Source organism: Eubacterium coprostanoligenes, from assembly GCF_900167205.1.
GTDB classification, from domain to species: Bacteria; Bacillota; Clostridia; order Oscillospirales; family Acutalibacteraceae; genus Eubacterium_R; species Eubacterium_R coprostanoligenes.
In genome coordinates this window covers 62,285-87,653 of the sequence record NZ_FUWW01000008.1, presented here as the reverse complement: position 1 = coordinate 87,653, position 25,369 = coordinate 62,285, and the positions used below count along the sequence as shown (strand labels likewise).

General features: G+C 37.6%; 22 protein-coding genes and 1 rRNA gene. 2 read left to right on the top strand and 21 right to left on the bottom strand.

Going from position 1 to position 25,369, the window contains the following annotated elements; genetic code table 11:
- Positions 1–124, bottom strand: a 16S ribosomal RNA gene (locus B5D29_RS04715); the annotation flags it as partial.
- A gap of 434 nt (positions 125–558) precedes the next feature.
- Here B5D29_RS04715 and metA point away from each other — a divergent pair.
- Positions 559–1,473 carry a homoserine O-acetyltransferase MetA gene (gene metA, locus B5D29_RS04710; protein ID WP_078768436.1) on the top strand — a complete coding sequence of 305 codons (915 nt, stop codon included), beginning with the start codon at positions 559–561 and terminating at the stop codon, positions 1,471–1,473.
- A 41-nt stretch (positions 1,474–1,514) separates the two neighbouring features.
- Here the strand turns inward: metA and B5D29_RS04705 are convergent, their stop codons facing one another.
- From B5D29_RS04705 to B5D29_RS04645, 13 genes are read right to left on the bottom strand one after another with little or no spacing between them, the layout of a single operon-like run.
- A complete protein-coding gene (locus B5D29_RS04705; RefSeq protein WP_078768435.1) occupies positions 1,515–2,507 on the bottom strand; it encodes a helix-turn-helix transcriptional regulator in 993 nt (330 codons plus the stop codon).
- Between the two features lie 38 nt (positions 2,508–2,545).
- Complete coding sequence (locus B5D29_RS04700; RefSeq protein ID WP_078768434.1) at positions 2,546–4,048, bottom strand: penicillin-binding transpeptidase domain-containing protein; 1,503 nt, start codon at positions 4,046–4,048, stop codon at positions 2,546–2,548.
- 44 nt (positions 4,049–4,092) lie between these two features.
- Positions 4,093–5,322 carry a peptidase U32 family protein gene (locus tag B5D29_RS04695; protein ID WP_078768433.1) on the bottom strand — a complete coding sequence of 410 codons (1,230 nt, stop codon included), beginning with the start codon at positions 5,320–5,322 and terminating at the stop codon, positions 4,093–4,095.
- Position 5,323: 1 nt separating this feature from the next.
- Positions 5,324–6,553 carry an endolytic transglycosylase MltG gene (mltG, locus tag B5D29_RS04690; protein ID WP_078768432.1) on the bottom strand — a complete coding sequence of 410 codons (1,230 nt, stop codon included), beginning with the start codon at positions 6,551–6,553 and terminating at the stop codon, positions 5,324–5,326.
- Entirely contained in the window at positions 6,546–7,142 is a 597-nt protein-coding gene (locus tag B5D29_RS04685; protein WP_078768431.1) for a 5-formyltetrahydrofolate cyclo-ligase, read from the bottom strand. The genes mltG and B5D29_RS04685 overlap by 8 nt, the downstream gene beginning before the upstream one ends.
- The gene (locus B5D29_RS04680; RefSeq protein WP_078768430.1) at positions 7,111–7,650 is read right to left on the bottom strand and encodes a DJ-1 family glyoxalase III; all 540 of its coding nucleotides are present in this window, start codon (positions 7,648–7,650) and stop codon (positions 7,111–7,113) included. The genes B5D29_RS04685 and B5D29_RS04680 overlap by 32 nt, the downstream gene beginning before the upstream one ends.
- A 2-nt stretch (positions 7,651–7,652) precedes the next feature.
- Positions 7,653–8,111 (bottom strand): GNAT family N-acetyltransferase, encoded by a 459-nt coding sequence (locus B5D29_RS04675; RefSeq protein ID WP_078768429.1) that lies wholly within the window; start codon positions 8,109–8,111, stop codon positions 7,653–7,655.
- Entirely contained in the window at positions 8,104–8,997 is an 894-nt protein-coding gene (locus B5D29_RS04670) for a DUF2156 domain-containing protein (RefSeq protein ID WP_078768428.1), read from the bottom strand. Before B5D29_RS04670 ends, B5D29_RS04675 begins: the two co-directional genes overlap by 8 nt.
- Positions 8,990–9,661, bottom strand: coding sequence for a dTMP kinase (locus tag B5D29_RS04665; RefSeq protein WP_078768427.1), 672 nt, complete (start codon positions 9,659–9,661; stop codon positions 8,990–8,992). The genes B5D29_RS04670 and B5D29_RS04665 overlap by 8 nt, the downstream gene beginning before the upstream one ends.
- The gene (locus B5D29_RS04660; RefSeq protein ID WP_078768426.1) at positions 9,649–9,870 is read right to left on the bottom strand and encodes a DUF896 domain-containing protein; all 222 of its coding nucleotides are present in this window, start codon (positions 9,868–9,870) and stop codon (positions 9,649–9,651) included. Before B5D29_RS04660 ends, B5D29_RS04665 begins: the two co-directional genes overlap by 13 nt.
- A complete protein-coding gene (gene rpoD / locus B5D29_RS04655) occupies positions 9,870–10,991 on the bottom strand; it encodes an RNA polymerase sigma factor RpoD (protein WP_242941745.1) in 1,122 nt (373 codons plus the stop codon). The genes B5D29_RS04660 and rpoD overlap by 1 nt, the downstream gene beginning before the upstream one ends.
- 15 nt (positions 10,992–11,006) lie before the next feature.
- Positions 11,007–12,749, bottom strand: coding sequence for a DNA primase (dnaG, locus tag B5D29_RS04650; RefSeq protein WP_078768425.1), 1,743 nt, complete (start codon positions 12,747–12,749; stop codon positions 11,007–11,009).
- Positions 12,750–12,785: 36 nt separating this feature from the next.
- The gene (locus B5D29_RS04645) at positions 12,786–13,790 is read right to left on the bottom strand and encodes a deoxyguanosinetriphosphate triphosphohydrolase (RefSeq protein WP_078768424.1); all 1,005 of its coding nucleotides are present in this window, start codon (positions 13,788–13,790) and stop codon (positions 12,786–12,788) included.
- 136 nt (positions 13,791–13,926) lie between these two features.
- On the opposite strand from B5D29_RS04645, the gene B5D29_RS04640 reads away from it, so the two are divergent.
- Entirely contained in the window at positions 13,927–14,769 is an 843-nt protein-coding gene (locus B5D29_RS04640) for a metallophosphoesterase (protein ID WP_078768423.1), read from the top strand.
- Between the two features lie 54 nt (positions 14,770–14,823).
- Here B5D29_RS04640 and B5D29_RS04635 read toward each other — a convergent pair whose 3' ends face one another.
- The 7 genes from B5D29_RS04635 to B5D29_RS04605 form a co-directional block, all read right to left on the bottom strand.
- Complete coding sequence (locus B5D29_RS04635) at positions 14,824–15,444, bottom strand: YigZ family protein (protein ID WP_078768422.1); 621 nt, start codon at positions 15,442–15,444, stop codon at positions 14,824–14,826.
- A gap of 63 nt (positions 15,445–15,507) precedes the next feature.
- Complete coding sequence (gene rpmE / locus B5D29_RS04630; RefSeq protein WP_078768421.1) at positions 15,508–15,711, bottom strand: 50S ribosomal protein L31; 204 nt, start codon at positions 15,709–15,711, stop codon at positions 15,508–15,510.
- Between the two features lie 116 nt (positions 15,712–15,827).
- On the bottom strand, positions 15,828–19,334 hold the full coding sequence (addA, locus tag B5D29_RS04625; protein ID WP_159443401.1) for a helicase-exonuclease AddAB subunit AddA: 3,507 nt from the start codon (positions 19,332–19,334) through the stop codon (positions 15,828–15,830).
- Complete coding sequence (locus B5D29_RS04620; RefSeq protein WP_078768419.1) at positions 19,327–22,671, bottom strand: PD-(D/E)XK nuclease family protein; 3,345 nt, start codon at positions 22,669–22,671, stop codon at positions 19,327–19,329. Before B5D29_RS04620 ends, addA begins: the two co-directional genes overlap by 8 nt.
- Before the next feature lie 5 nt (positions 22,672–22,676).
- Positions 22,677–23,387, bottom strand: a complete 711-nt coding sequence (locus B5D29_RS04615; RefSeq protein ID WP_078768418.1) for a DUF2461 domain-containing protein — start codon at positions 23,385–23,387, stop codon at positions 22,677–22,679.
- Positions 23,377–24,648 (bottom strand): methionine gamma-lyase family protein, encoded by a 1,272-nt coding sequence (locus tag B5D29_RS04610; protein WP_078768417.1) that lies wholly within the window; start codon positions 24,646–24,648, stop codon positions 23,377–23,379. The genes B5D29_RS04615 and B5D29_RS04610 overlap by 11 nt, the downstream gene beginning before the upstream one ends.
- On the bottom strand, positions 24,645–25,364 hold the full coding sequence (locus tag B5D29_RS04605) for a GNAT family N-acetyltransferase (RefSeq protein WP_078768416.1): 720 nt from the start codon (positions 25,362–25,364) through the stop codon (positions 24,645–24,647). The genes B5D29_RS04610 and B5D29_RS04605 overlap by 4 nt, the downstream gene beginning before the upstream one ends.
- Between the last annotated feature and the right edge of the window lie 5 nt (positions 25,365–25,369).

The window sequence follows — 25,369 nt, the reverse complement described above, 5'->3', positions numbered from 1 at the left end:
ACCCGTCCGCCACTCAGTCATATCAGAATTCATCCGAAGAATCGTTCGTCAAGCTTCGTTCGACTTGCATGTGTTAGGCACGCCGCCAGCGTTCGTCCTGAGCCAGGATCAAACTCTTAAAACTTTGTATTAATCATTCCATACAGAATGTACTAATCTTAATCATTCGAAACCTCTCAGTTCTCTCGAACCTGTCGTTTCATTACTGTTATTTTATGTTCCGTAGAACATGGAGTTCAGTTACTCAATTATCTTAATCGGGTTCCTTACTTTTTCGTCGTTGTTTAATTTTCAAGGTCCTTATCGTCTTGCTCTCTCGCTGACGACTTGTACATCTTACCACCTCATTACCCAAATGTCAACACTTTTTTTGAAAAAACTTTCATTTTTTTCAAATTACAACAATATTCACACAAACCCTTGGATAAGTGCGAAGTTTTTGTATAAAAAGCACGACAGGAAATCAATGACATATATAATGTATATATAATATAAATACTTGAATTAATATAATTAATTTGATATAATATTAAAACACTTTTATAAGGAGGTTGAGTTATGCCAATCAGAATTGATAATGAATTACCCGCAAAACAGCGACTTGAAATTGAGAATATATTTGTGATGAGCAATATGCGTGCTGATACGCAAGATATTCGACCGCTTAAAATATTGATACTCAACCTGATGCCTACTAAATTGGAAACAGAAACACAACTGCTTCGACTTTTGAGTAACTCTCCGCTTCAGGTTGATGTGGAATTTTTGCAAGTTGCAACACACGAAGCAAAGAATGTTTCAAAGAGCCATATGGAAAAGTTCTACGAAACATATGATGATGTTAAAGACAGAAAATATGACGGAATGATAATTACAGGTGCTCCTGTTGAGCAAATGGAATTTGAAGAAGTTGACTATTGGAACGAGCTTTGCAAGATTATGGAATGGAGCAAAACCAATGTTTACTCTACATTTCATATTTGCTGGGGTGCGCAAGCAGGTCTTTACTATCACTATGGTATAAAGAAATATCCGACCAAGAAAAAGATTTTTGGCATCTTTCCGCACAAAAGTCTTGATGAAACTCATCCTTTGATGAGAGGACTTGACGACATCTACTATGTTCCTCATTCACGACACACTGAAATAAAAACGCAAGACATTGCACAGGTTAAGGATTTGCAAATTTTATCCTACAGCGAGCTTGCCGGAATTCACATTGTTGCGGATATGGAATGCAGGAAGTTTTTTGTTACCGGTCACAGCGAATACGACAGAGATACTCTTGCAAGAGAATACTTCCGTGACAAGGAAAAAGGTCTTGATATTGATATTCCTTACAATTATTTTCCAAACGACGATGTAAATGCCACTCCTCAGATGGAATGGAAAGGCACAGCGAACATCTTATTTAACAATTGGTTGAACTACTTTGTTTACCAAAAGACACCTTATGATTTGAATACATTATAAAAAATCCTCTTGATGAGCCAAAATTCATCAAGAGGTGTTTTTTATTCATAAAGTTTTGCGATTTGCTGTGCACGCTCTTTAACTGCATCGGCAAGATATTGAGGCTCGAGAACTTTTGCTTTGTTTCCAAATGACATAAGCCATGAAACAAGTCCATCTGACACAGCGACTTCAACTGTTGTTTCAAAATGAGTGCTATCATAAGCAAGGAGCGGAACTTTAGCGCCAAATCTATCCATAATCTGCTCACGAAGCTCAAGATCACACATAATTCGTACCTTATCGGAAGCACCGCTGAACATATTGAACATCTTGCTTGAATAATCCGCAACATCGAACACTTCCTTATATTCGCTGACTTCATTCATCGGGCGTACAGGTTCGTCAAGAGTTTGCACCTTTCTTATACGGTCAACACGAAGGTTCATAATATTATCATACTTTTGATTATTGCAAAGCAAATAATAATGGTCTTCTTTCCAAATGAGTGCATAAGGAGAAACGGTAAATGTTTTTTCGGTATAGTTCTTCCTATTCTCAACATCTATATTACGACGCTTATAGAAAAACTTAACCTTTTTCTTTTCTTTAATAGCAGTGTGGAGTGCGTCAATAATATAATAGATTTCCTCATTATCACACTTTGTATTTGGGTCTATATAAACCTGCGTTACAATAGAATTAGCTTGATTTTTTGACACTAAAGATTCAAGCTTTTCAACAAGTCCTTGAGTCTTTTTAGGTGTGATAAATCCGGCAGATGTTACGGCATCAATAAGCAATCGCACCTCCGGAATTTCAAACTTTCTGCTTGCCATAAAAAATCCGCCATTGGTCGGAGATTTTATAGAAACAATATCATATCCGATTTCTTTTAAAGTTTTTACATCGGCATAGATTGATTTTCTCTCACATTTTATACCGTCATTTGCAAGCATTTCAATAAGTTGACTTGTTGAAAGCGGATGTGCCTCATCTGAAAATTCATCAAGATATTTAAAAACAAGAAGTGTTTTTAGCTTTTTTTCTGCCATAAATATTTCCCCTTAACATTTTTTATGGCATAATTATATCACATTTTACCAAGTTGTTCAACTATGGTACTAAAAATCGGACAACAATCCCCTGCACCTGACTTTCCGTTTTCTGTCATAATCACAATTGCATATTTGGGTTCATCATACGGATACAATCCTACAAACCAAGTGTTTAGTTTTTCAACACCATTTTCATATTGACCCGTTTGAGCTGTTGCTGTTTTACCGGCAGAACCTTTATCGCCGTGCATAATGATATGCGCCGTGCCGTTTGTTACAACATATCTCATATATTCAATCAGTTTGTTACAAGTATTTTGTTTAAGAACTTTTTTCTTTGGAGGATAGGCAACATTGTATTTTTCATTTTTATCATTGACATTCGACATAACAAGTTTTGGTTGAGCAAAACGACCGTCATCTGCCACGGTACAAATTACCGATGCTATTTGCAATGGAGAAGCAGTAAGTTTACCTTGTCCAAAGCCGAAAAGAGACAGTTCGCCCTTTGACAACAATTCGTATTCAGTAGGAAGATTTCCGTTTTCAATCTTCCAATCAGCAAACAATTCGGTAAAATCGTTAAAGCCTAATTTATTGCAGGTATCAAGCAATTTTTCACTTCCGAGAACATTTGCAAGATTCACAAAGTAGCAATTACAGGAATTGGCAAGTGCTTGTTTTAAATTTTGAGCCATATGAATATGATTATTTTGGCAAGAATATTCAGTGTCGCCAACTTTGATACTGCCATTGCAGTTATAGTTTATTTGAACATTGCTTTCGAGTGCGCATACAGCAACAACAATCTTAAAGACAGAACCGACAGAGTACTGACGAAAAGCCTTAATAATATAACTATCAAACGGTTTATTTACACAAGCAAGAATTGAATGATCATCGGTATTCATCACAACAACGCATCCGCTTTTCATTTTTGATGAAGCATCAATGGCAATTTGTTGAATTTTTTTATCAATTGAAAGGACATATCCCTCGGGAGAATCGTAGTTTACATTTTCAACCTTACCACTGTCACCGTCAAGAAGTCTGCCATTTGCATCAATACTGAAAATCGCAGTGCTTTTGCCAATTCCTTCACCTGTGTGGTTCAGCAATCCGTTTGACTGCTTTGCAATTATTTGATGAAGATTGTTATCATCGTCATATCTTTTATATACCTTAATTGATTTGAGCGTTTCTGACGGATACTCATCAAGCAGTCGAACAACAGGTTTTCCGTTTTTCAATTCGTTGATGATTTCTTTTTGCTCGGATTTTGAAAAAAGTTTTTCAAGTTCTCCGATCGAACGAGGATTAGGACGAATCACAGCAATATATTTGTGAGCATTATTTGTTGCAACAATTCCGGAACGATAATAAACAGTCGGTTGTTTGTGGTCTATCGTTACGGAATAAGAATTCTTTCCACCTGAAACAAGATAATTCTTACTGAATATAATATAGCCTATTCTTCCGCAAATGCCCGAAAACAGCAGGCAAACAGCAAGTGAAAACGACAAAATTCTCTTATACATAAAAACAACCCCTTTGTACTATTTATTTACAAAAGGGGCAATTTTTATTTGCGCTCTACTCTGAAAATTGCATCCGGAGAAATCTCTTTCTCACACTTAAAGGAATAAACATCAGTTGCTTTGTTTGCAACATCAACGAACTCCTCGTCTTTTTCATTGTAAAGTTCCTCTACGGTAATTTGATACGGCAACTTGAAAGGCTCAACAACTTCAAGAATATCTCCTTGATAAAAGCGATTGCGTTGAGTTACTGTAAGTCTGCCGTTTTGTTGACTTTTATAAAGTGCACAAACATCCCAATTGCGGATATATCCGCCTGTATTGAGCACCTGACCGTTTTTGATTGGACCAAAATTAAATCCCGTTGTGTATTCACGGTGGCTCATTTTTTCCATTTCGTCAAGAATCCATTGTGACGGAACGAAGTCTGCTTTTCTGCCCGAAGCAAGATATTCGTCAATAGCGTGACGATAAGCATAAGTAACAATAGCGGTGTAATACTCGCTCTTTGCTCTGCCCTCAATCTTAAAGGAATCTATACCCGCACGGTCAAGTTCAGGGATATGATCTATCATACAAAGGTCACGAGAATTAAAAATATAAGTGCCGTTTTCGTCCTGATTAATTGGGAAATACTGACCCGGACGAGTTTCCTCAACAAGATGGTATTTCCATCTGCAAGGCTGTGCACAATCACCTCTGTTAGCATCTCTGCCAACCATATAATCCGACAAAATGCATCTTCCGCTAAAAGACATACACATAGCACCGTGAACAAAAACTTCAATTTCCAAATCAGGATTGGTTTTGTCACGAATAGTTTTGATTTCGTCAAGTGAAAGTTCTCTTGCGGTAACAATACGCTTTGCACCCATTTCATACAATGCGTTTGCAGCGGCATAATTGACTATACCCACCTGTGTTGACATATGAATTTCGGTATCCGGTGCATACTTTTTTGCCAAAGAGAGCACGCCCATATCTGCGATGATAAGAGCATCTACACCGATTTCGGCAACATATTTCAAATAATCAGGCAAAGCATCAAGTTCATTATTTCTTGGCAATGTATTACAAGTCAAATACAATCTTTTGCCTGCAGAGTGAACAATATTTACTGCTTCTTTTAGTTGGTCTGCATTAAAGTTTGACGGATTTGTTCTCATTCCGAACATTTCACCGCCAACATATATAGCGTCTGCGCCAAACTTTACCGCTAATTTTAATCTGTCAATATCCCCTGAAGGAGAAAGTAATTCTAATTTTTGATTCATATTAATATTCCAAATAAGGTGCGTAGGTTCTTACTTTTTGCTTAAATTCACTGTATGTTTTTGCAGTGTATATATTACCCTTTGTATCGTGGAAAAAGAATTTTGCAGAAGTTTCCTTTGGATACAAAGCAGCATGGATAGCTGTCATACCGGGATTGCAGATAGGACCTGCCGGCAAGCCGACAACTGTTGATGACAAATTAGTATTATAATAAGTCATATAGTATTCCGAAGTATGAGAAGAGGTCGACGACAAATTAGGTGCAACCTTGTTTGTGATATAGTCAGAAGTAGACTGACAACCAAGTGTCGGGAAGTTTACAGTATCATCCAAACGGTTATAGAGGATGCCTGCAATTGTTTTCATTTGGTCATCATTTGCGGCTTCTTTTTGAACAATAGAAGCAATGGTCATTATTTGATAGATTGAATAACCCATCTTTTCTGCTCTTTGCTTATATTTTTCTGTAAACTTTGCGTCACCGTTTTCAAGGAATTTACGAACCGTACTTGAAGCACTTTCATTGATGAAGAACTCGTAAGTATCCGGGAACATAAAGCCCTCAAGTCTATAAGGAACAGAGTCGCTCGCCTTGAGATTTGTCACAAGTGAATAAGTGAAATCTGTTGACTGAATAACAGACAACAACGCAGTTTTGTCGCAAACATCGTTTTCTGACAGCTTATTTACAATTTCAGGAACGGTATATCCTTCAGGGAAAGTAAGAGTTACAGTTTCGCTTGACGAAGTATCACCTTTTAAAGTTACAAGCATACCCTCGAGACCCATTTTGCCATTAAGGTAATAAACACCTGCTTCATAAGGACCGCCGAGAGGCTTACTCTTGATGAGATTATCTCTGAGTTTAACGAAGAATTTGCAGAAATTCTTGCATCTGATAAGTCCCTTATCAGAAAGAATATCAATCGCCTCATCTGCATTTTCAATCTTTTGAGAATAAGACACCGTCACATTTGATTTTGTCTTTGTGATAGCAAAAATATCATTCATACAAAAGATTGCATAAATAGAAACAACAACCGAAACACAAATAACAATAATAAAGAAAAGATAGGTTGAACCTACACCGCTTGATGATTTTTTCTTTTTCTTTGCATTTGATTTTTTCGGAGAATTATTTGAATGTTTTACAGGAGCGTTCTCGCTATTTGAAAAATAGAAATCAGGGGTATTCTTATTTTCATTTGAATTAAAACCGTATTTATCCATTTTTCCCTCCGTTTATTCTTATTATATCATTTTCAGTAACGATAATATCTGCTTTTTTATCATACATATCTGTTGGTACTTTTTTTACAATAAGGCTATTATAACACAAACCAACAGAAATTAAAGAGTGAATTTGCAAAAATCTGTCATAATACCCTTTCCCATAGCCAAGACGATTTCCGTTTGAGTCAAAACAAAGCCCCGGCAAGATGATGATTGTATTGTCAAAAGATGTAACCTTTTTACATTTTTCGATAACAGGTTCACGAACACCGAACGATTGAATTCTTAAATCATCAAAATCGGTTATATAATAAAAATCCATATTGCCGTTATTATCTACACAATAAGGTGCACCGACTCTTTTGCCTGAATCAAGCAAAACACGGACTATCTCATCTGTGCAAATCTCATCATCAAGAGAAATATAGCACAAAACGGTATCCGCTTTTTTTATTTCATCAAGTGACAAAAGATTTTGTGCAACAAGGCTATCTTTTTCAGCTTTATTTTCAACAGACTTTCGCTTTATTTTTATGTATGAGCGAAGTTCTTTTTTATCTGCACTGAATTTGGCTTCTGATTTCATTTGAAAGTTCCTCTGTGCGAAGTTGTTTTATAATTTCAAGACCAAATTCAACAGCAACGCCTGCGCCTCTTGCAGTGATATACTTGCCGTCTGTAACAACATATTCATCAGAAAGGACAGCTCCCTCAAGAGCATTTTCAAATCCCGGGAAGCAAGTAGCTTCTTTTTCGTTCAAAAGACCTTTATGTCCGAGAATTGACGGAGCGGCACAAATTGCACAAATAAACGCATTTGTGTTGCTTGCATTGTCAATAATTTTTTGCACAGACTGTGAATTTTCAAGATTAAGTGTGCCCGGCATACCACCAGGAAGCACGATAGCCTCTACATCATAAAAATCGAAATCATCAATCAACATATCGGTTTTGACGGCAACACCGCAAGATGATGCAACAATCTCACTTGTAACTCCGACAAGTTTAACCTCAACACCTGCACGGCGAAGCATATCAACCGGTGACAACGCCTCGATAATTTCAAAGCCATCTGCTAAAAATACATAAACCATAATTATTCCCCTTTGTTTGAAAGCACAATCGGAATTTCAAGCGAGCAACCTGCGTAAAGGTACTCATCAATCAATTCCCTGCACTCATCAAATTTTAATTTATCAACAGAATACTCAAAAGTCAGATTTTGCCTTTTATAATATTCAATTAATTTTTCATTAGCCGGAATAAGGCACACTTCATCAAATTCAGCAACGCAATGCTTAATGAGAGCACTCATATATCCTTTTTTTCTGCACTTTTCTGTTGTGCAAGCCGCATAGATATAATGCGAATGCTTGCCGTCAAGAACACAATCAACAAGATACAGCATACTGACTGCTTTGTTGTTTTCATAATATGCAAAACAACTTGCATTTTTTATATTTTCAATAAAGAAAACAATATCTTCCCTGCTGTCGCCAAAGGCTTCAGACCAAAGGGACACAATGTCATCTACACTTTTTATTGTCTTAATCATTATAAATTGCCGTGCACTTTTCAAGCCAAATTTCAGGATGGTATGATTGCTTCGCTTTGCGAAGTCCCTCAATGCCCAAATCCTCTTCTCTGTTTACATACTCATACTGCATAAGGCAGTTTTTGGTAAATTCCTGATTTATGATAGGATAAGCACCAATCATATCGGTAGGTGCTTTTTCAAAATGAGAAACAAAGCAATGACCGTTCATTTGCGGCTCGCCGAGAGTGTAAGCAATAACTTCGCCGTTAACTCTGATAAGTCCGCCAACCATATCAAGCTCGTCAAAATATTCAAAAGCCTTTTTTACCGCTTCAAACTCCAAAGAATAATCCTCATCATCGGGATCTTTGTTTTCAATCCATTTTGAATGAAGTGCAAGACATTCATCTATATTATCCTTGGAAATTTTTTCAAACGACCAATCAGGATTATTTTTCTTAAAATTAGTTATATGATTACGCTTACCGTGGTACTTCTTGCCTGAAAGAGACGCCATTTTTTCTGTTGAATAGATATAATCATTATTGCCGTCATCATATTTATAGGTAAACTTGCCTGTAAAAGCCTCTTGCATAAGACCGAGATAGCCCTCGGTAATACCGTAAATTACAGGTGTTTCGCCATTTGATTTTGCATAATCAATTATTGCATCTACGGCATCGGTAAAATCACCTTCGCCGAGCGGCAAAGAATAGGTAACAGTACCGTCGTCATTCCATTTACAAATCAAAAAATCTTTATACTTACAAATTTCTGTAGAATATGATTTTTGCCATATAAACAAATTGCCGAAAGTATACTCACAGTTCATACTGTTTGCATGTGCAAGGCAATCGTTTACCCATTGTTTATCAGTGATTTCCGGCTTTTTAAATTCAAGCATTGTTAAGTTCCTTTTCTACAATCTGAACGATTTTGTTATGTATTTCATCAATCGGCAATGGATTTTCACCGTCTGAACATTCAACAATCGCCCAGCCCTGTTTTTTGGCAGCGTAAAGTGCCGATTTTCTGCAAGCATTAAGAAATGCCACATTTGCCTCGTGGACATCCTTTTTATTCTCATCACCTTTGTAGCGTGAAGTCATAAGCCTTTGAGAAATCTCAACAGGCATATCAAGAAAAATTACAAGGTCGGGACGAGGAATTCCGATTTTGTTATACTCGAAATCCTCTGACCATTCGATATATTCATCCCACTTGTTTTCATCAATCTTTTCTGTTTGATAAATAAGATTTGATGTTGCATATCTATCGGCAAGAATAAGTTTTCCGTTTTCGTAATCATATTTCCACTTCAGTTTGAAAGAAGCAAAACGGTCAACAGCATAAAATGCAGATGCGGCATAAGCATTTACATCTGAAGCATCCGTGCCGAATTCTCCGCCAAGATACATATTTACAAGTGTGCTTGACGGACTGTCATAATCCGGAAGTTTAATCTTTTTGTATTCAATATTATTTTGAACAATATATTTTTCAAGAAGGTCGGTTTGAGTAGACTTTCCGCTACCGTCCAAACCCTCCATAATAATTAATTTTCCCATTTTTTATTTTTTCTTTCAAGATGTTCTTTTGTTCCGTCAGGACGAACAATATATGTGTTTTCAAGCTGACCGATGAGGCTCGCTTTATACGAATTAATATATTCCTGTCTGAGTATTGCCTGTTCTTCCTTTTCAGCCTCGGTAAGTCCTTCGGCTGTTTTGGATTTGTGAGCAAGCTCATTTATTCTTTTAATTTTTTCTTCTTTCATTAGTCTAAAAAGTCCTTTAATTTCTTACTTCTTGTTGGGTGGCGAAGCTTGCGAAGTGCCTTTGCCTCGATTTGACGAATACGCTCACGAGTTACATTGAATTCCTTGCCGACTTCTTCAAGAGTTTTTGGATTTCCGTCCTCAAGACCAAAACGGAGTTTGAGCACCTTTTCTTCTCTTGGAGTGAGGGTTTTAAGCACTTCTGCAAGTTGTTCCTTAAGGAGGCTCATAGATGCGGCATCGGCAGGTGCAAGCGCATCATCATCAGGAATGAAGTCGCCGAGATGTGAATCCTCTTCCTCACCGATAGGAGTTTCAAGTGATACAGGCTCTTGAGAAACACGAATAATCTCTCTTACCTTATCAACAGGGAGTTCAAGGTATTCAGCGATTTCTTCAGGTGTTGCTTCGTGGCCGTTGAGGTGGAGAAGCTGTGACTGTGCTTTCTTTACCTTGTTGATGGTTTCTACCATATGAACAGGGATACGGATTGTTCTTGCCTGGTCGGCAATAGCTCTTGTGATAGCTTGTCTAATCCACCATGTTGCATATGTTGAGAACTTAAAGCCCTTTGTGTAATCAAACTTATCAACGGCTTTGATAAGACCGAGGTTACCCTCCTGAATAAGATCAAGGAACTGCATACCTCTGCCAACATATCTTTTTGCAATACTAACAACCAAACGAAGATTTGCTTCTGCAAGACGCTTCTTTGCATTTTCGTCATCATCTGCTATTTTCATAGCAAGTTCAATTTCTTCTTCGGCTGTCAAAAGAGGAATTCTACCGATTTCCTTAAGATAAACCTTTACAGGGTCGTCCATCTGTGCACTGTCGTTTACAGCAACCGAATCGGCAGCGTCTGTTTCCTTTGGAAGGTCAACTTCAAGAGCAATACCATCAAGTGCTTCTGATGAAAAGTCATCAATAATGCTGATATTATTTGAATCAATTTGGTCATTGAGTTTTTCAAGCTCATCAACATCAAGGTCAAGTTCAACAATAAAGTTGTCGATTTCCTGTGCTGTGAGGTGACCTGCCTGCTTGCCCTTTTCAATTATTTTTTTAAACGCATTTTCTTTCTTTTCTGCTTCTGTCATAGGTGCTTGCTTTTTTTCCATAATAATCTCCTCGTGTTATGTATTCTTTTTGCTAAAAAAGTTTCTGAAGTCATCATCATTCATTTCAGAAGTACTTTTTGAATTTTGTTTTTTATATTCATTATCAATTACATTAATGCAATCGGTAAATTCCTTTTTAGGATTAGAGCTGTTCTGCGAAACCGAAACAAGATGTGTAAACTTGCCCATTTCATCATCAGTGAACACCTCATTAAACACTATCAATTCAAGTGATAAGTTATCCCTAATTCGTTGTGTGACGGTTTCATAAGCCTTTTTATAAAAGCCTGCCGTGAATTCATCCGGGTTTAAATCCTTGCACAATGAATAACAATCGGGATAAGTCATAAGCAATCCGATAACTCTTGCCTGTGCCTTGAGTGACACGGTTGAAGTATCGGCTTCAAAACTTTCCTTACGAGTTTTACGCAAATCGTCATCAATGATTTTGTTATACTCTCGCTTTTTTATGCCTTTCGCCATACGAGTACTGTATTCAACAAGCTGTGCTTGAAGTGCTCTTTTTTCTATTCCGAGTTCATCGGCAAGGCGAGACAAATACAAATCCTGTTCAATCGGTGTTGCATTTGCAAGAATTTTTACAGCCTCGCTTGCAAACTGGCTTTTGCCTTGAGTTGTTTGCAAATTAAAACCTCTGCGAAGTTTCATAATTGCAAACTCAACTTCATTTGAAGAATTTTCGAGCATATCGGCAAATCGTGCTCGTCCGAGATTTTTTATAATCTCGTCAGGGTCTTTGCCACCGCTGAGGGTTGGAATACTGATTTTAATATCAACCTGATCAAACAGCGAAATGGCCTTGTTAAGCGCTTTTTGACCTGCTTCATCATTATCGTAAACAAGTATTATTTCCTTTGCATATCGAGAAAGAAGTCTAACCTGTTCATTGGTCAAAGCAGTGCCACAGCCTGCCACAGCGTTTGTAAAGCCTGCTTGGTGCATTGCAATGACATCCATATAGCCCTCGCACAAAATCAGGCTGTCTTTTCCGCTGTCCTTTGCATAATTAAGACCGAAAACTTCATTTGTTTTCTTATATACCAAAGTATCGGAAGTATTGATATACTTCGGTTTTGAGTCGTCGAGAACACGACCGCCGAAAGCAATAAAATTGCCCCTGACGTCAATTATAGGTGTCATAACACGATTTCTGAAATAATCGTAATATCCTTTTTCGCCTTTTCTGACAACACCTGCCGCAAGCATATCGGAAATATTATATCCCTTTGATTTGAGATGCTTCAACAGCTCGTCCCATTTATTTGGAGCATACCCCAAACCGAAATGGCGAATAGTTTTTTGAGAAAGTCCACGATTCAAAAAATACTGCAAACCAACCTTTCCCTGCTCACTCATCATATAGTTGTGATAAAACCTTGCGGTTTCTCGATTGATTTCCAAAATCGTTCTGCGTTTTTTTGACAGAGAATCATCATAGCCGTCGTCAGGCATTTGCATACCTGCTCTTTGGGCAAGCACCTTGACGGCATCAATATAATCAAGATTTTCTATTTTACGCATAAAACTTACGCCGTCGCCACCCGCTCCGCAACCGAAGCAATAAAAGCTCTGCGTATTTTCATAAACGGTAAATGACGGAGTTTTTTCATTATGAAACGGGCACAGACCAACATAGGTGTTGCCTCGTTTTTTGAGAGAAACATAGCTTGAAATCAAATCAACAACATCTGTTTTAAGCCGAAGTTCCTGCAAAAAGCTGTCTGAAAGTGACGGCATAATCAAAACTCCTTTCCGTAAATTAACACATATAAATTATTCTATCCAAAATTTAGGAACATATAACTGATTGAACACTTTGACAGAATAATTATCGCTCATACCTGCTATGTAATCGCACACGGCACGGTCAACGCCCTCTTTTTCGGCGATGCCGACATACTGCTCCGGCATTTCCTCGGGACGCTTTGAATAATGCTCATAAATCTGTTCAAGCATTGCAACGGCTTTGACTTCTTCACCTTTACAAACAGGATTTTTGTAAACTGCGACAAACATAAAATCGTGCAAATCATTGAACAATTCCCAAAAGTCATCGCTCATAAGAATTTTTTTGTCATCGGTATTGGCAATTACATTGAGCACCATATTATTAATACGCTCACTCTTTGTCATACCCAGGCCCATTCTTATATCAAGAGGAATATCCTCCTCATTCATAACTCCTGCTCTTATAGCATCATCTATATCATGATTGATGTACGCAATTTTGTCCGCAATACGAATAATTTGACCTTCGAGGGTGTAGGCATCCTCACCTATTGTGTGGCACAAAATACCATTTCTGACTTCATCGGTGAGGTTCAATCCCTTGCCGTCTTTTTCCAAAATATCAACAACACGAACGCTCTGCTCATAATGCTTGAATCCGTTTGGTGAAAGCTGTGCAAGCGCTCTTTCACCTGCATGTCCGAAAGGGGTATGACCCAAATCGTGACCAAGTGCAATTGCCTCGGTCAAATCTTCGTTGAGTTGAAGTGCACGGGCAATAGTTCTTGCAATTTGCGAAACTTCAAGGGTGTGAGTAAGTCGGGTTCTGTAATGGTCACCTGACGGAGCAAGGAACACCTGTGTTTTGTGCTTCAAGCGTCTAAACGACTGCGAATGAATAATTCTGTCACGGTCACGCTGAAACGCAGTTCTGATATCACATTCGGTTTCTTCTCTCAATCTGCCCTTGCTTTGCGATGAAAGACAAGCAAGCGGTGACAAAATTTTCTTTTCGTTTTCCTCGGAAATTTGACGAATACACTTGTCCATTTTTACCTCTCCTTTCGTCAAAATATTACTTAAAACTTCTATCCATATATACTATACTCAAAAAATATCAAAAATCCTTTATTTTTTTATCTTGACGGGCAAAAAATAAAAATGTATCATATTTAAGAGGTGTTTTATGGAATATATCTTGATTACGGCAATCGCACTGATTGTCCTTGCAGGCATAATTATATTTTTATATCTGCAAAACAACATAATTGACATAACTCAATATAATATAAAATCCAATGACTGCGGAAGTCTGAAAATAGTTCAATTAAGCGACCTGCATTCAAAGCCTTTTGGTAAGGTGTTGAAAAAAACACAAGAACTTAATCCAGATATTATCTGCATAACAGGCGACTATATAAACGACCATTGCAAAAACAAAGAAAAGATGCTCAACTTTGGCAAAGAACTTGTCAAATTTGCAAAGGTCTACTACATCACAGGCAATCACGAAAGACGGCTTGAAAACTTTGAAAGAATAATGCAAGAACTGTCGGACATAGGTTTTATCGTTTTGTTGAACAGAGTTTCTGTTTTTAACGACAAAGGCTTTGATGTCAGCATACTCGGACTTGATGAAAACCAAGCCGATTTTGACGATTACAAAGCACGCAAGAACGGAACTTTTGTTTACAAAGATATGTCGCCGTATTTTGCAGAATTAGAAAAAAACAGTGGATTTAAAATTGTACTCTCACATTTCCCGGAAAATTTTGAAAATGTAAAAGAAATGAATTACAGTCAATATGATTTTGACCTGCAATTATCTGGGCACGCCCACGGCGGTCAATTTTGCCTGCCATTCATTGGTCCTGTGTTTTCACCGGGTCAAGGGCTTTTCCCAAAATACGTAAAAGGCTCGTTTGGTGACAGACCGAAGTTGATTGTTTCACGAGGTCTTGGAAACGCAGAATTCCCTTTCAGGCTGTTCAATCATCCCGAAATAAATGTAATCAACATCAACCAATAAATCAGAGAAAACAGGAAGCAGATTAGCCTCCTGTTTTTATTATGCTTATACAAATTATACTTGTGCAAATTCAGAACCAATATATTCCAAAAGATATTTTCCGTTGCTGACATCGGTAAGTTTTGCTTGCAAAGCCTCTACCCTATCTTTTTTTATTGAAAAAGTGATTTTTACATTGTCAGCAAAATCGCTATCCTTAATATTTGCTGAAAAATCGGACAAAATAATATTCATTCTTTCATAAAATGAATAATCAACCGCAATGCTCATCACATCACATTCTGCCATAGTTATAATATGTGCCGCCTCAACAGCAATTTTTGAGGTATGGCTATATGCACGAACCAAACTGCCTGCGCCAAGGAGAGTTCCACCAAAATATCTTGTGCCGACAACGCAGACATCAACAAGATTTTCTTTGAGCAAAACATCAAGCATAGGAACACCTGCCGTTCCGCCCGGTTCTCCGTCATCACTATATCGTTGTGTGTTGTTTTCACGCAAAACATAGGCATAAACATTGTGGGTTGCATCCCAATGTTTTGACCTAATCTGTGAAATAAATTCTGTTGCTTCCTCAACGGTTTTAACAGGTTTTGCGTAGCCGATGAACTTTGACTTTTTTTCTATAAAAAAATCATCGGCAGATATTTCCACGGTCCTGTACTCTTCCATACTTCCTCCAAAAGAAAAAACAAGGCAACAGAGGTCATACCAACTGTTGCCATTATTTTTTGATTAGCCTTTCTTGGCAAATCTCTTGTTGAATCTTTCAACACGTCCACCTGTATCTACAAGCTTTTGCTTACCTGTATAGAATGGGTGACACTTTGAGCAAATATCAACCTTCATATCGCCCTTTGTGCTCTTTGTTTCAAATGTTGCACCGCAAGCACACTTAACTGTGCATGCCTTATATTCAGGATGAATTCCGTCTTTCATTACTTTCACCTCGCTTAAATTGCCGATAGTCGAAAGAATATAGCTGTTATCAACTAAATCTTATAACGCAAGAATTATAACAAAGTTTAACACAAAATGCAAGTGTTTTTTTCAATTTATTTGTAAATACACACTTTATTTAGTGAAAACGAGTAAAGAAGCGCCTCTTTTACCGGTTTATTCAGTGTTTTTTCCACTGCTTTTTTGTAAAAAGCAATTTGATTTTTGTATCTTTCGAGTAATTCTTCTTCAGAGTCTACCCTGTCGGTTTTGTAATCAACAAGCACAAGTTCGCCGTTTTCTTCAAACACACAATCGGCTATACCCTGAATCAAAACCTCATCTGTATAATCGGTTTTCTCAATTTCATTAACAGGAACAAAAGAAGAAACCTTGATTTCACGATAAATATTATCACTGCCAAACATTCGCCGAGCAAATTCGCCGTTGAACAATGCAGTCAATTTTGTTCTGTCAAGACTGTTTGCCTGTTCTTCGGTCAAAAACGACATAGAAACCAATCGTTCAATTTCAGCTTCAAGGTTATTCTTTGATACAGAATAATCACAGAACTGCATAAACGTGTGCATAGCCGTTCCTTTTTGAGCCGATGTCATATTAGCTTTGCTCAAAAATGCAGGCTTCGATGATGTGAGATACTTGAAATCCTGTTCTGCAACATCAAGCGATGAAGCGGTGCGTTTTGATGTAAATGCAGACAATTCAAGCCTGTCATACTTAAACTGAAGTTTATCCTTCAATTCAGCAAGAAGTTCCGCATTAGACGAAGCAGATTGTTCGTCCTGCTGTTCCGGTTTTTTGTTTTCATCAAGAATTTCAATATCAAGTTTGAAATCGGCATAAATATCAAAACCTATATCGTCTTTTGAGCACATATCACGCAAAATTTTTCCGTCTTTATGAATAAGTGCACAGAGAGTCAGCAATTCCGCATCGGTGTTCGCTTTTTTTACAACATACGGAGAAATGACTGACGCCGAAGATAAACTTGATGATATTAGCTTTTTTGAAACAGAATCAACATAATGCTCTACGCCATTTGATGAAACGGAAATAAAGGTTACAAACTGTTCCTTTGCTCTTGTCATCGCAACATAAAGTACTCGCAGATTTTCGCTCATCATATCATAGTTATTAATATCCCTTAAAACGCTGAATTGAAGCGAATCGTATCTGCAAAGTCTTGAAGCATCATAGACCTTTAATCCGACACCGTACTTTGGATTAAGTTGAATTATTCCCTTATTTATATCATCTTTATTGTATTTACCGCTTGCTCCTGCAAGAATACACACAGGAAATTCAAGACCTTTTGAGCGATGAACGGTCATAACGGCAACTGCGTCCTTGCCTGCATCGTTTACAGAAGCACTTTCAACATTGAACTTGTTTTCAATAATAGAATCAACATATCTGATAAATGCAGTCAATCCGACATTTTCGCCATTATCAAATCTTTTGGCAATATCAACAAGGAGTTTGACATTTTGTACTCGTTGCTCGTGGTTACCCATTGCAGAAATCACCGACAAATACGATGTGTCGCCGATAATCTGCCTAACAAAATTTTCAACGCTCATTGACGAAGCGTATTCTCTATATTTCTTCAAATCATCAACAAATTTTGAAAAAATATCTGATTTTGAAACAGCGGAATACAAATTACCGTAAGGACAATCTACTCTTGCCTGTGAAATATCATCAGCTGTGTAGCCGTAAAACACAGACATAAGAGTTGCAAGAAGCGGAATATCCTGTGTAGGATTGTCAATTACACGCAAGAAATTCAGCAAAATAACAACCTCTTTATTTTCAAAAAGATTGAGCTTATTATTTGCAACTGTCGGAATACCGTATTGACCAAGGACATCGGTCACGGCATTGATTTTTGTCTTTGCACTTCTCAAAAGAATTGCAAAATCTCCATAACGAATTTCTCTGTATGTATCTCCGTCTTTGATTTGTTCCTTGCTTGCGACTTTTTCCAGTATGTAGTTTGCAATTTGTTGTGCTTCGTATTCAATAGTGTTTTCACCATCGGGAGTGGAAATATATTTGATTTGAGCAGACGGCACATCAGAAGGCTTGAAATCATCATTAGAATTGAGCATTTCCTCTTCGTTATAATCAATACCGCCCACTTCTTTTGACATAATATGTGAACAAACAAAATTTACATAATCACAAACTCCCTTACGAGAACGGAAGTTTTTGCTCAAAATAATTTTTTGATTAATATTGTCACTGCCTTTTTCGTAATATGCAAAATAATCTTTTTTATCGGTGAAAATGAAAGGCATTGCAAGTCGGAACTTGTAAATACTCTGCTTCACATCTCCAACCATAAAACGGTTTTTGCCGTTTGACAAAATCTCAAACAATTTATCTTGCGCCGAGTTTGTGTCCTGATACTCATCTACAAGAATTTCATAGAAAGAATCTTCAAGTTCATATGCAAGAGGTGTTTTAACTATTTCGCCCGACTCGTCAAGATAAAACAAAAGGTTAATTGCAAAATGTTCTATATCGGAAAAAGTGAATGAATTAAGTTCCTTTTTCATTTCAAGTTGCTTTTTATTATACAATTTGACCGTTTCTGTCAACTGCTTAATCACGGGATATAGAGCATAACAATCATCTAAATAATCATCGCTGCTAACGGAATACATCTTTGCAATCGAATTTTTGATTATATCAAGGTACAAATCTCTGTTTGACTTGACAAAGGCTTTTCCGTCACATTTAAATGACGGAAATCTTTCAAACGAAAGATTGTTTATTGTGTCAAGCATTTTATCCCATTTGTCCGTTTGTGCATATTCCCTCAGGGTGTCAATTGTTGAACGATCACTTTCAAGCACATCAAACAGTTTTATATGCTTTTCATCTGATAAATCCAAAGAATCAACAGCCTGTTGATGCAAATCTTCAACGACATCCAAAAGCGAATTTGTTTCATTAACAACATATTCCGAGCAAAACGAATCCTCAAATTTTATATCGGGATTATATATCTCGCAAATTTTGTCAAGCCACAAATCAGGAAAATCCTGTGAAGAAATAAAATGACTTATTCTGTTTACAACCTCTGCAAAGCCCTTGTCATCTTTGGTTGATGAAAACATATTAACAAGATCCTTAAAATCTTCTCCGCCGTTTTCATAAAGAAAATCAAGCACTTCATCCATAGCCGTTTTTTCCAAAACGGCATTTTCGGAATTGTCAAGAATCTTGAAATCCTGTTCAATATCAAGTTTAAAGAAGTTTTCTCTGACAAGACCGATACAAAACGAATCTATTGTTGAAATCTTTGCATTTGGCAAAAGAGCAAGTTGTCTGTGCGCATTGGTGTCGTTTTGATTTTCTTTTATAATTTTAAGCAATGCTTTTGCAATTCTGCTTTTCATTTCGGCTGCGGCAGCATTGGTAAATGTTACGATAAGGAGCTTGTCGACATCCACATTGAGATTAACATCGGTAATAAGTTGTATTACACGCTCAACCAAAACTGCAGTTTTACCCGAACCTGCTGCGGCACTTACGAGGATGTTACTGTCACGAGCTTCAATGGCATTTTTTTGTGGTGTTGTCCATTTAGTCATTTGCATCATCCTCCTTTAGTTTTTTAAGAGTATCGGAAAACGAAAGTTCTTCAATTTCCTTTAATTCAATTTCCTTTCTGTTTGCACAAACAGAGGAATAATCACAGAATTCACAAGTATTGTTATGATTTGTTGAATTAACGGGGTTTTGCATAATTTTGCCCATATGAAGTTCAACGCCCATCTGCTCAATTAAACTATCAATCTTGCGTGAAATTCTGCCCATATCCTCAAGAGATACAATACTTCCGCTGACGCCGTTTTTAGCCGAGCATTTTACATCAATAAACTCGCCTCTTAAATCGTGTTCCATATGTTCTGCAATTGGATTTTCTTCGTCATTAAGAACAACGCCGACCATCTTATAAGCATCGCTGTCTTCCTTTAAAACGCTTAAGTCAATATCATTTCTTGAAACGTTATATATTTTTCTTGAAGAATGGAGATAAAGCACACCTGCCTCTTTGCCTGCAAGTTCATTGTCACTTTTGCAAAGAGTGAACAGATACACAAACATTTGAAGATTAAGTCCGTAGAGAATATCACTCAACTTAAACTTCTTTATTCCGCTTTTATAATCAACAACACGAACATACTGTTCGCCGTTTTCGGTATATGTATCAACACGGTCAATTGAGCCACGGATTTGAATTGTACCGCCGTCAGGCAAATTGATAGCCTGCGATTTTACGCTTTCGCCGTTTTCACCGTTGCCGATTGAAAGTTCAAATGCTTTAGGTTCAAAGTCGCAGTTTTCGAATTCTTCACGAAGTCTCAAAACAACACACGAAATGAGCTTTGAAAGATACATAAAGCGATATTTGAATCTAACCGTAAATTCGCTGTAATCGCCCATTTTGCTTTCAAGATATTGTTTAAGGTATTTTTTGACCTCTGATGTGATTTGCCTTGAATTAAGTTCGATAAGCCCTTTTGAGCCGTAATCTCGGACAATACATTCCAAAACATAGTGAATGACAGAACCTGTTTCCATAGGATTCATTTCAGCCTTAATTCTTGGGCGTGCATTAAGACCGAATTTGCAATAATACCTAAAAGCACATTTATAGTAATCCTCAATTTTTGAAACCGACAAATACATATCGTTTTTAAAAAGTTTTCGTGCCAAATCAGAATTTTTGATTGTTATATCTTCATTTTTTGAAAGACGCTTGACTGCTGAAAGTCTGCTTTCAAATTCGGGTTTATCGGCAAAGTACTCTTTCAATGTTGCAATAAACTCTGTGTTATCATCAAAATTTGAAGCAAGAATTTCAAAAGTGTTAGCATCTGTTTCCGCAGCCGAAACGGAATATTCGGCTTCGGCAGAATGAACCTCTAAATTTGAAAAAATGTTCTTCAATTCGCTGACAATAATACTCTCGGCACCGTCGGCAGAGCTGTTTCTGAACGAAACAAACAATCTGTCACTCGGAGCGGAAAGAGCCATATAAGCAAAATACTTTTCCTGCGCATTAAGAGTTTCGCCGTAAGCGTAAAGTTTGAATTTGTTTTCAATAAGAATATTTCTGTCACTTTCGGACAATAAGCCGGACGAAGAGACACTTTGAGGGAATTCGCCCTCATTTGCACCCACAACAAAAACAGCATAAGGATTGTTGCATCTTATTCTATCAGCCGAACCGATTTGAACATTGTCAAGACCTGACGGAACATTTCCTAAATCCTCGTTCATAATCATAAGATTGAACAGCTTATAAAATTCCTTAACAGTAATATTTTGGTCATTGGAAATTGTGGCAAGCTTGTCGAGAATATCCATAAGCAAATCCCACACTCTGCCCTGTTCAAACGCAAGAACCGACTTTCCGCTGTCGTTAAGCGATTGTGCAAGTCCACGAAGTTTGTCGTCAACAGAAAAATCAATAAGCGTGAAATAAATTGCCTTGCAAATATCGGCAGAGGTTTTCTTTTTGCAAGCCGAATTAAATTTTTGAATTCTTTCAACAACATACTCTCGGCTTTTGTTGATTGCTTCAAGTTTTTTCAAATCATTGTCGGACATTTCCTCGGAAAAGCCTTTTGGTGAATTGGTGAATTCCTTTTTCCACTTTGAGCCTTTGATATTCCAAATAAAAGCATAGTTTTCAAGTTCATTGACAGCCTCATCATCAAGAGCGGTCAACCCTGTTTTAAGCATAGAAAATATGTCATTTGACGACAAAGAATAAATACTGCACCTCATTAAGAAATTCACAAACATAATGAGTGGCTCGGATGAAATATTCTGCCTTTCATCATTGAAATAAGGAATGTTATATTTTGAAAAAGAGAACTGAAGTTCCTTTTGATATTTATCCAAATCTCTGCAAATAACCGCTATATCAGACGCTTTGACGCCCGAGCGAAGAAGTTTTGATATTCTGTCGGACACAAAATCGCATTCATCTGTAACCGACTTTGCACTATAAAGTTCAATGTTTTGCGGAATATCACCGGAAGTGTTTTTTACATTCGAAAATAAAAATTTTTCAGAAAGAATAAGCTCATCATTATTAAATCTGTGATTATCTTTAAGATAAATGGGTTCAAGCATTGAAGCACCTGCATTTTCAGCTGCTTCCCTCAAATAATTGATGTTGTTATTTACATAAGAAAACAAATTGTATTTATCGTTATTAATATGCGAATCGGTACAAAAAGTCACATAAACAGCCTTTGCCTGCGACAAAATCACTTCAAGAATTTTGTATTCCTGTGCAACAAAGCCGTTAAATCCGTCAATGAAAACCGTTCTGCCGACAAAATAATCAAGGTCAACAAGTTTTGTATAAAGTCGGGTTAATTCGCTTGCACCGTCAAGAAATTTGCCGTCAATATACAAATCATATGCAGACATAATAAGAGAAATATCGTGAAGTTTTTGCGACAAAGTTTCTTTTTCGGTATTGACAGAAGCCTGCATAATATCATCCGCACCGACACGGCAAGACTTCATTTCGTCATAAATATTGATTGCCGAATTAATAAAAGCAACATTATCAATATTTTTACCGAACAGTTTGAGCTCATCTTTTATATTCTCACAAGCCTTTTTGAAAACAACAGCCTTTGCACCTTTGGTGAGAATGGGAAGCGGAGCAGAACCGTACCTGCGTGAGATTTCATTTGACAAACGAGAAAAAGAGCCATTCTCTACCGAATTGACCCTACTTTCTCCCAAATCCTTCAGAAGTCGTCTTTCGCTGATAAATGAATACTGCTCCGGAGTAAGCAAAAGGATATTTTGCTCGCCGTTTTCAACAAGTTTCTTTATCTGCGAAAAGACATATTCAGTTTTACCACTGCCGGAACGACCGAGTATAAGCTGTAACATAGCAATTATTCCTCCGGTTTAATCAAGCCTTCAAGCATCATTTTTTCGTGTGCTTCAATCATAAACTCGTACATAGGACGAGCAATATCAAAAGCAAGTTTCATTTCGTCAATAATTGTGCTTGACGCTATTCTGCTCATATCAAAGCTGTTGTATGTGAACGAAAAATTTTTCGCAAGCAAATAAGGTTTTAAATCCTTTGGAGCATCGGGATAAACTTCTTTTTTGTAAAAATCTCTTGCTTCAAAGGTAAAGCCTGCATCCTCACAAGCCTTTAGTGCTTTTCTGAATCTTTTTGGCTGTTCAACAATCATTTGATGAACAAGCCTGAAATCACTTGCTTTCCAAGTCCAAAAAACAAGACCGTAGCCATAGCTGTTTGGATAGAATTCGAAATAATAAAACGGTGCACACGGATATTCTTTTTTATATCGTCTGAAAAACACCCACATATTTTCTCTGTACTTGATTTTAGAGCGGTTGCCCCTTGTATCCCTGTGAATACGAGAATGAACTCTGACAGGGTCAAGATACATTTTGTCGTCAATATCAAACAACACATCCGACATATCAAGAACCATTTGTCTTAATGGTACAGTGATACCCTGCTTAAGTTCTTCCTTGTGTTCCTCATAAAACGGTTTTGAATCATTAAAACGGTTGAGGCAAAGAAGCTCGATACTTTCAGGCTTTATTCCTTTATAGTTATATTCCACCTTTTAACAACCCCTTATTAAGCATAGATTGTGCCGCAAGTTTTGCACAAATTTTTGCCGAATGAAAATTAAGTCCGCCCTGAATCCAAGCATAAAACGGCTCTCGAATAGGAGCGTCGGCAGATAGTTCGATTGATGAGCCTAATGTAAACGCACCTGCTGCCATAACAACCTTGCTGTCATAACCCGGCATATCCCACGGCTCCGGCAAAACAAAGCTGTCAATCGGACTTCCGCTTTGAACGCCCTGACAAAAAGCAACAAGACTTTCTTTATTTTCAAGACCGAGGCACTGAACGATATCGCCTCTTTTTTCGTTATATTTCGGTGTTACATCATAACCGAAACCCTCAAAAAGGGCAGAAATGTAAACAGCACTTTTAAGAGCTTCACCAACGGTGTGCGGAGCAAAGAACAAACCCATATAAAGTTCTCTGTTCATACCGATTGTGCAACCAACCTCTTTGCCAAGTCCGGGAGTAGTAAGCCTATAAGCACATTTTTCGACCAAATCGTGTCTGCCTACGATATAACCGCCTGTGCTTGCAATTCCGCCTCCTGCATTTTTAATGAGTGAACCTGCAATCAAATCTGCGCCAACCTCGGTAGGTTCAAGTTTTTGAGTAAACTCACCATAGCAGTTATCAACCATAACAATTACATTTGGATTTTTTTCTTTAACCACTTTTACTATATCGGCAATCACCTCAACGGTGAGCGACGGACGAAGTTCATAGCCTCTGCTACGCTGAATATAAACCATAGTCACGCTGTCATCAACAGCATTTTTGATAGCTTCCAAATCAGGCACATTATCTTTCAAAGCAACCTCATCATATTCAACTCCGAATTCCTTTAATGAGCCCATTCCCTCGCCCGAAATACCGATTACATTATGTATGGTATCATACGGTGTGCCTGTTACACAAAGCATTTTGTTACCCGGACGAAGCACGCCGAAAAGTGCAGTTGCAAGTGTGTGTGTTCCGCAAGTGAAGTTATGACGAACAAGAGCGTCCTCTGCACCGAAAACCTGTGCCCATACCTTATCAAGAGTTTCTCTGCCACGGTCACCGTAACCGTAGCCTGTTGATGATGTAAAATGACTTTCGGATATACCATTATCAATAAAAGCCTTTTGCACCTTGAGTTGATTGTATTCTGTTATTTCATCAATATATTTAAAGGCATCTTTGCACTTTTCAAGTGCTTCCTGAGATTTTGCCTCTATTCTTTCATCAATATTAAAAAAAGGATTCATCTGTACATTCTCCATACACCAATATTTTCAAATCCGAGTTCATTATAAAAATGCTCGTTCATGTTCTGCTCACGCATAATATATACGGTATTCTTCACATCCGAGCAGATATATTTTACAAGCTGTCCGCCATAGCCCATTCGCTTGAATTCATCAGCCGTTCTTACGGCTGTAAGCACACCGTAGCCGTCATAAATTGATGACAAAATACCGCTTGAAATGATGTTTCCGTCAAAATTCAAGGTATATGCCTTTGCAGTGTTATGCCTGATTCTATGGCTGACATCAACATACCAAGCCTTGAAATCCTGACCGTCATAATCCACAAAATTGAAGAGGTCCATAAGTTTTGGGTATTCATCAATTTCTGCTCCGTGAACAACGCTTTCCATCTTGTGCTCACACGACATAATTACGCCCTCGTCATACTTTGCACCGAATTCAAATGACGGGTCGCAAAGAATCGCACCGTGCCCCGTAATGCAAAAGAACCTTACAAATTCCGCATTGTCAAAGCCGTCATCAAGTGCAAGGGTTATGTCGTTGTCAAGTCGAGAAAGAATTGCCGTGATTTTGCCGTCAATAATTTGACGATAAAATGTTGCAAAGTGATATTTTGTTCCATAGGACTCAAGCAATGACAACACCCTGATTGAGTAGATGTCACGCTTTGTCCATTCGTTAAATTGTTCTGCCGAGTCTATTATTTCTATCATAAATT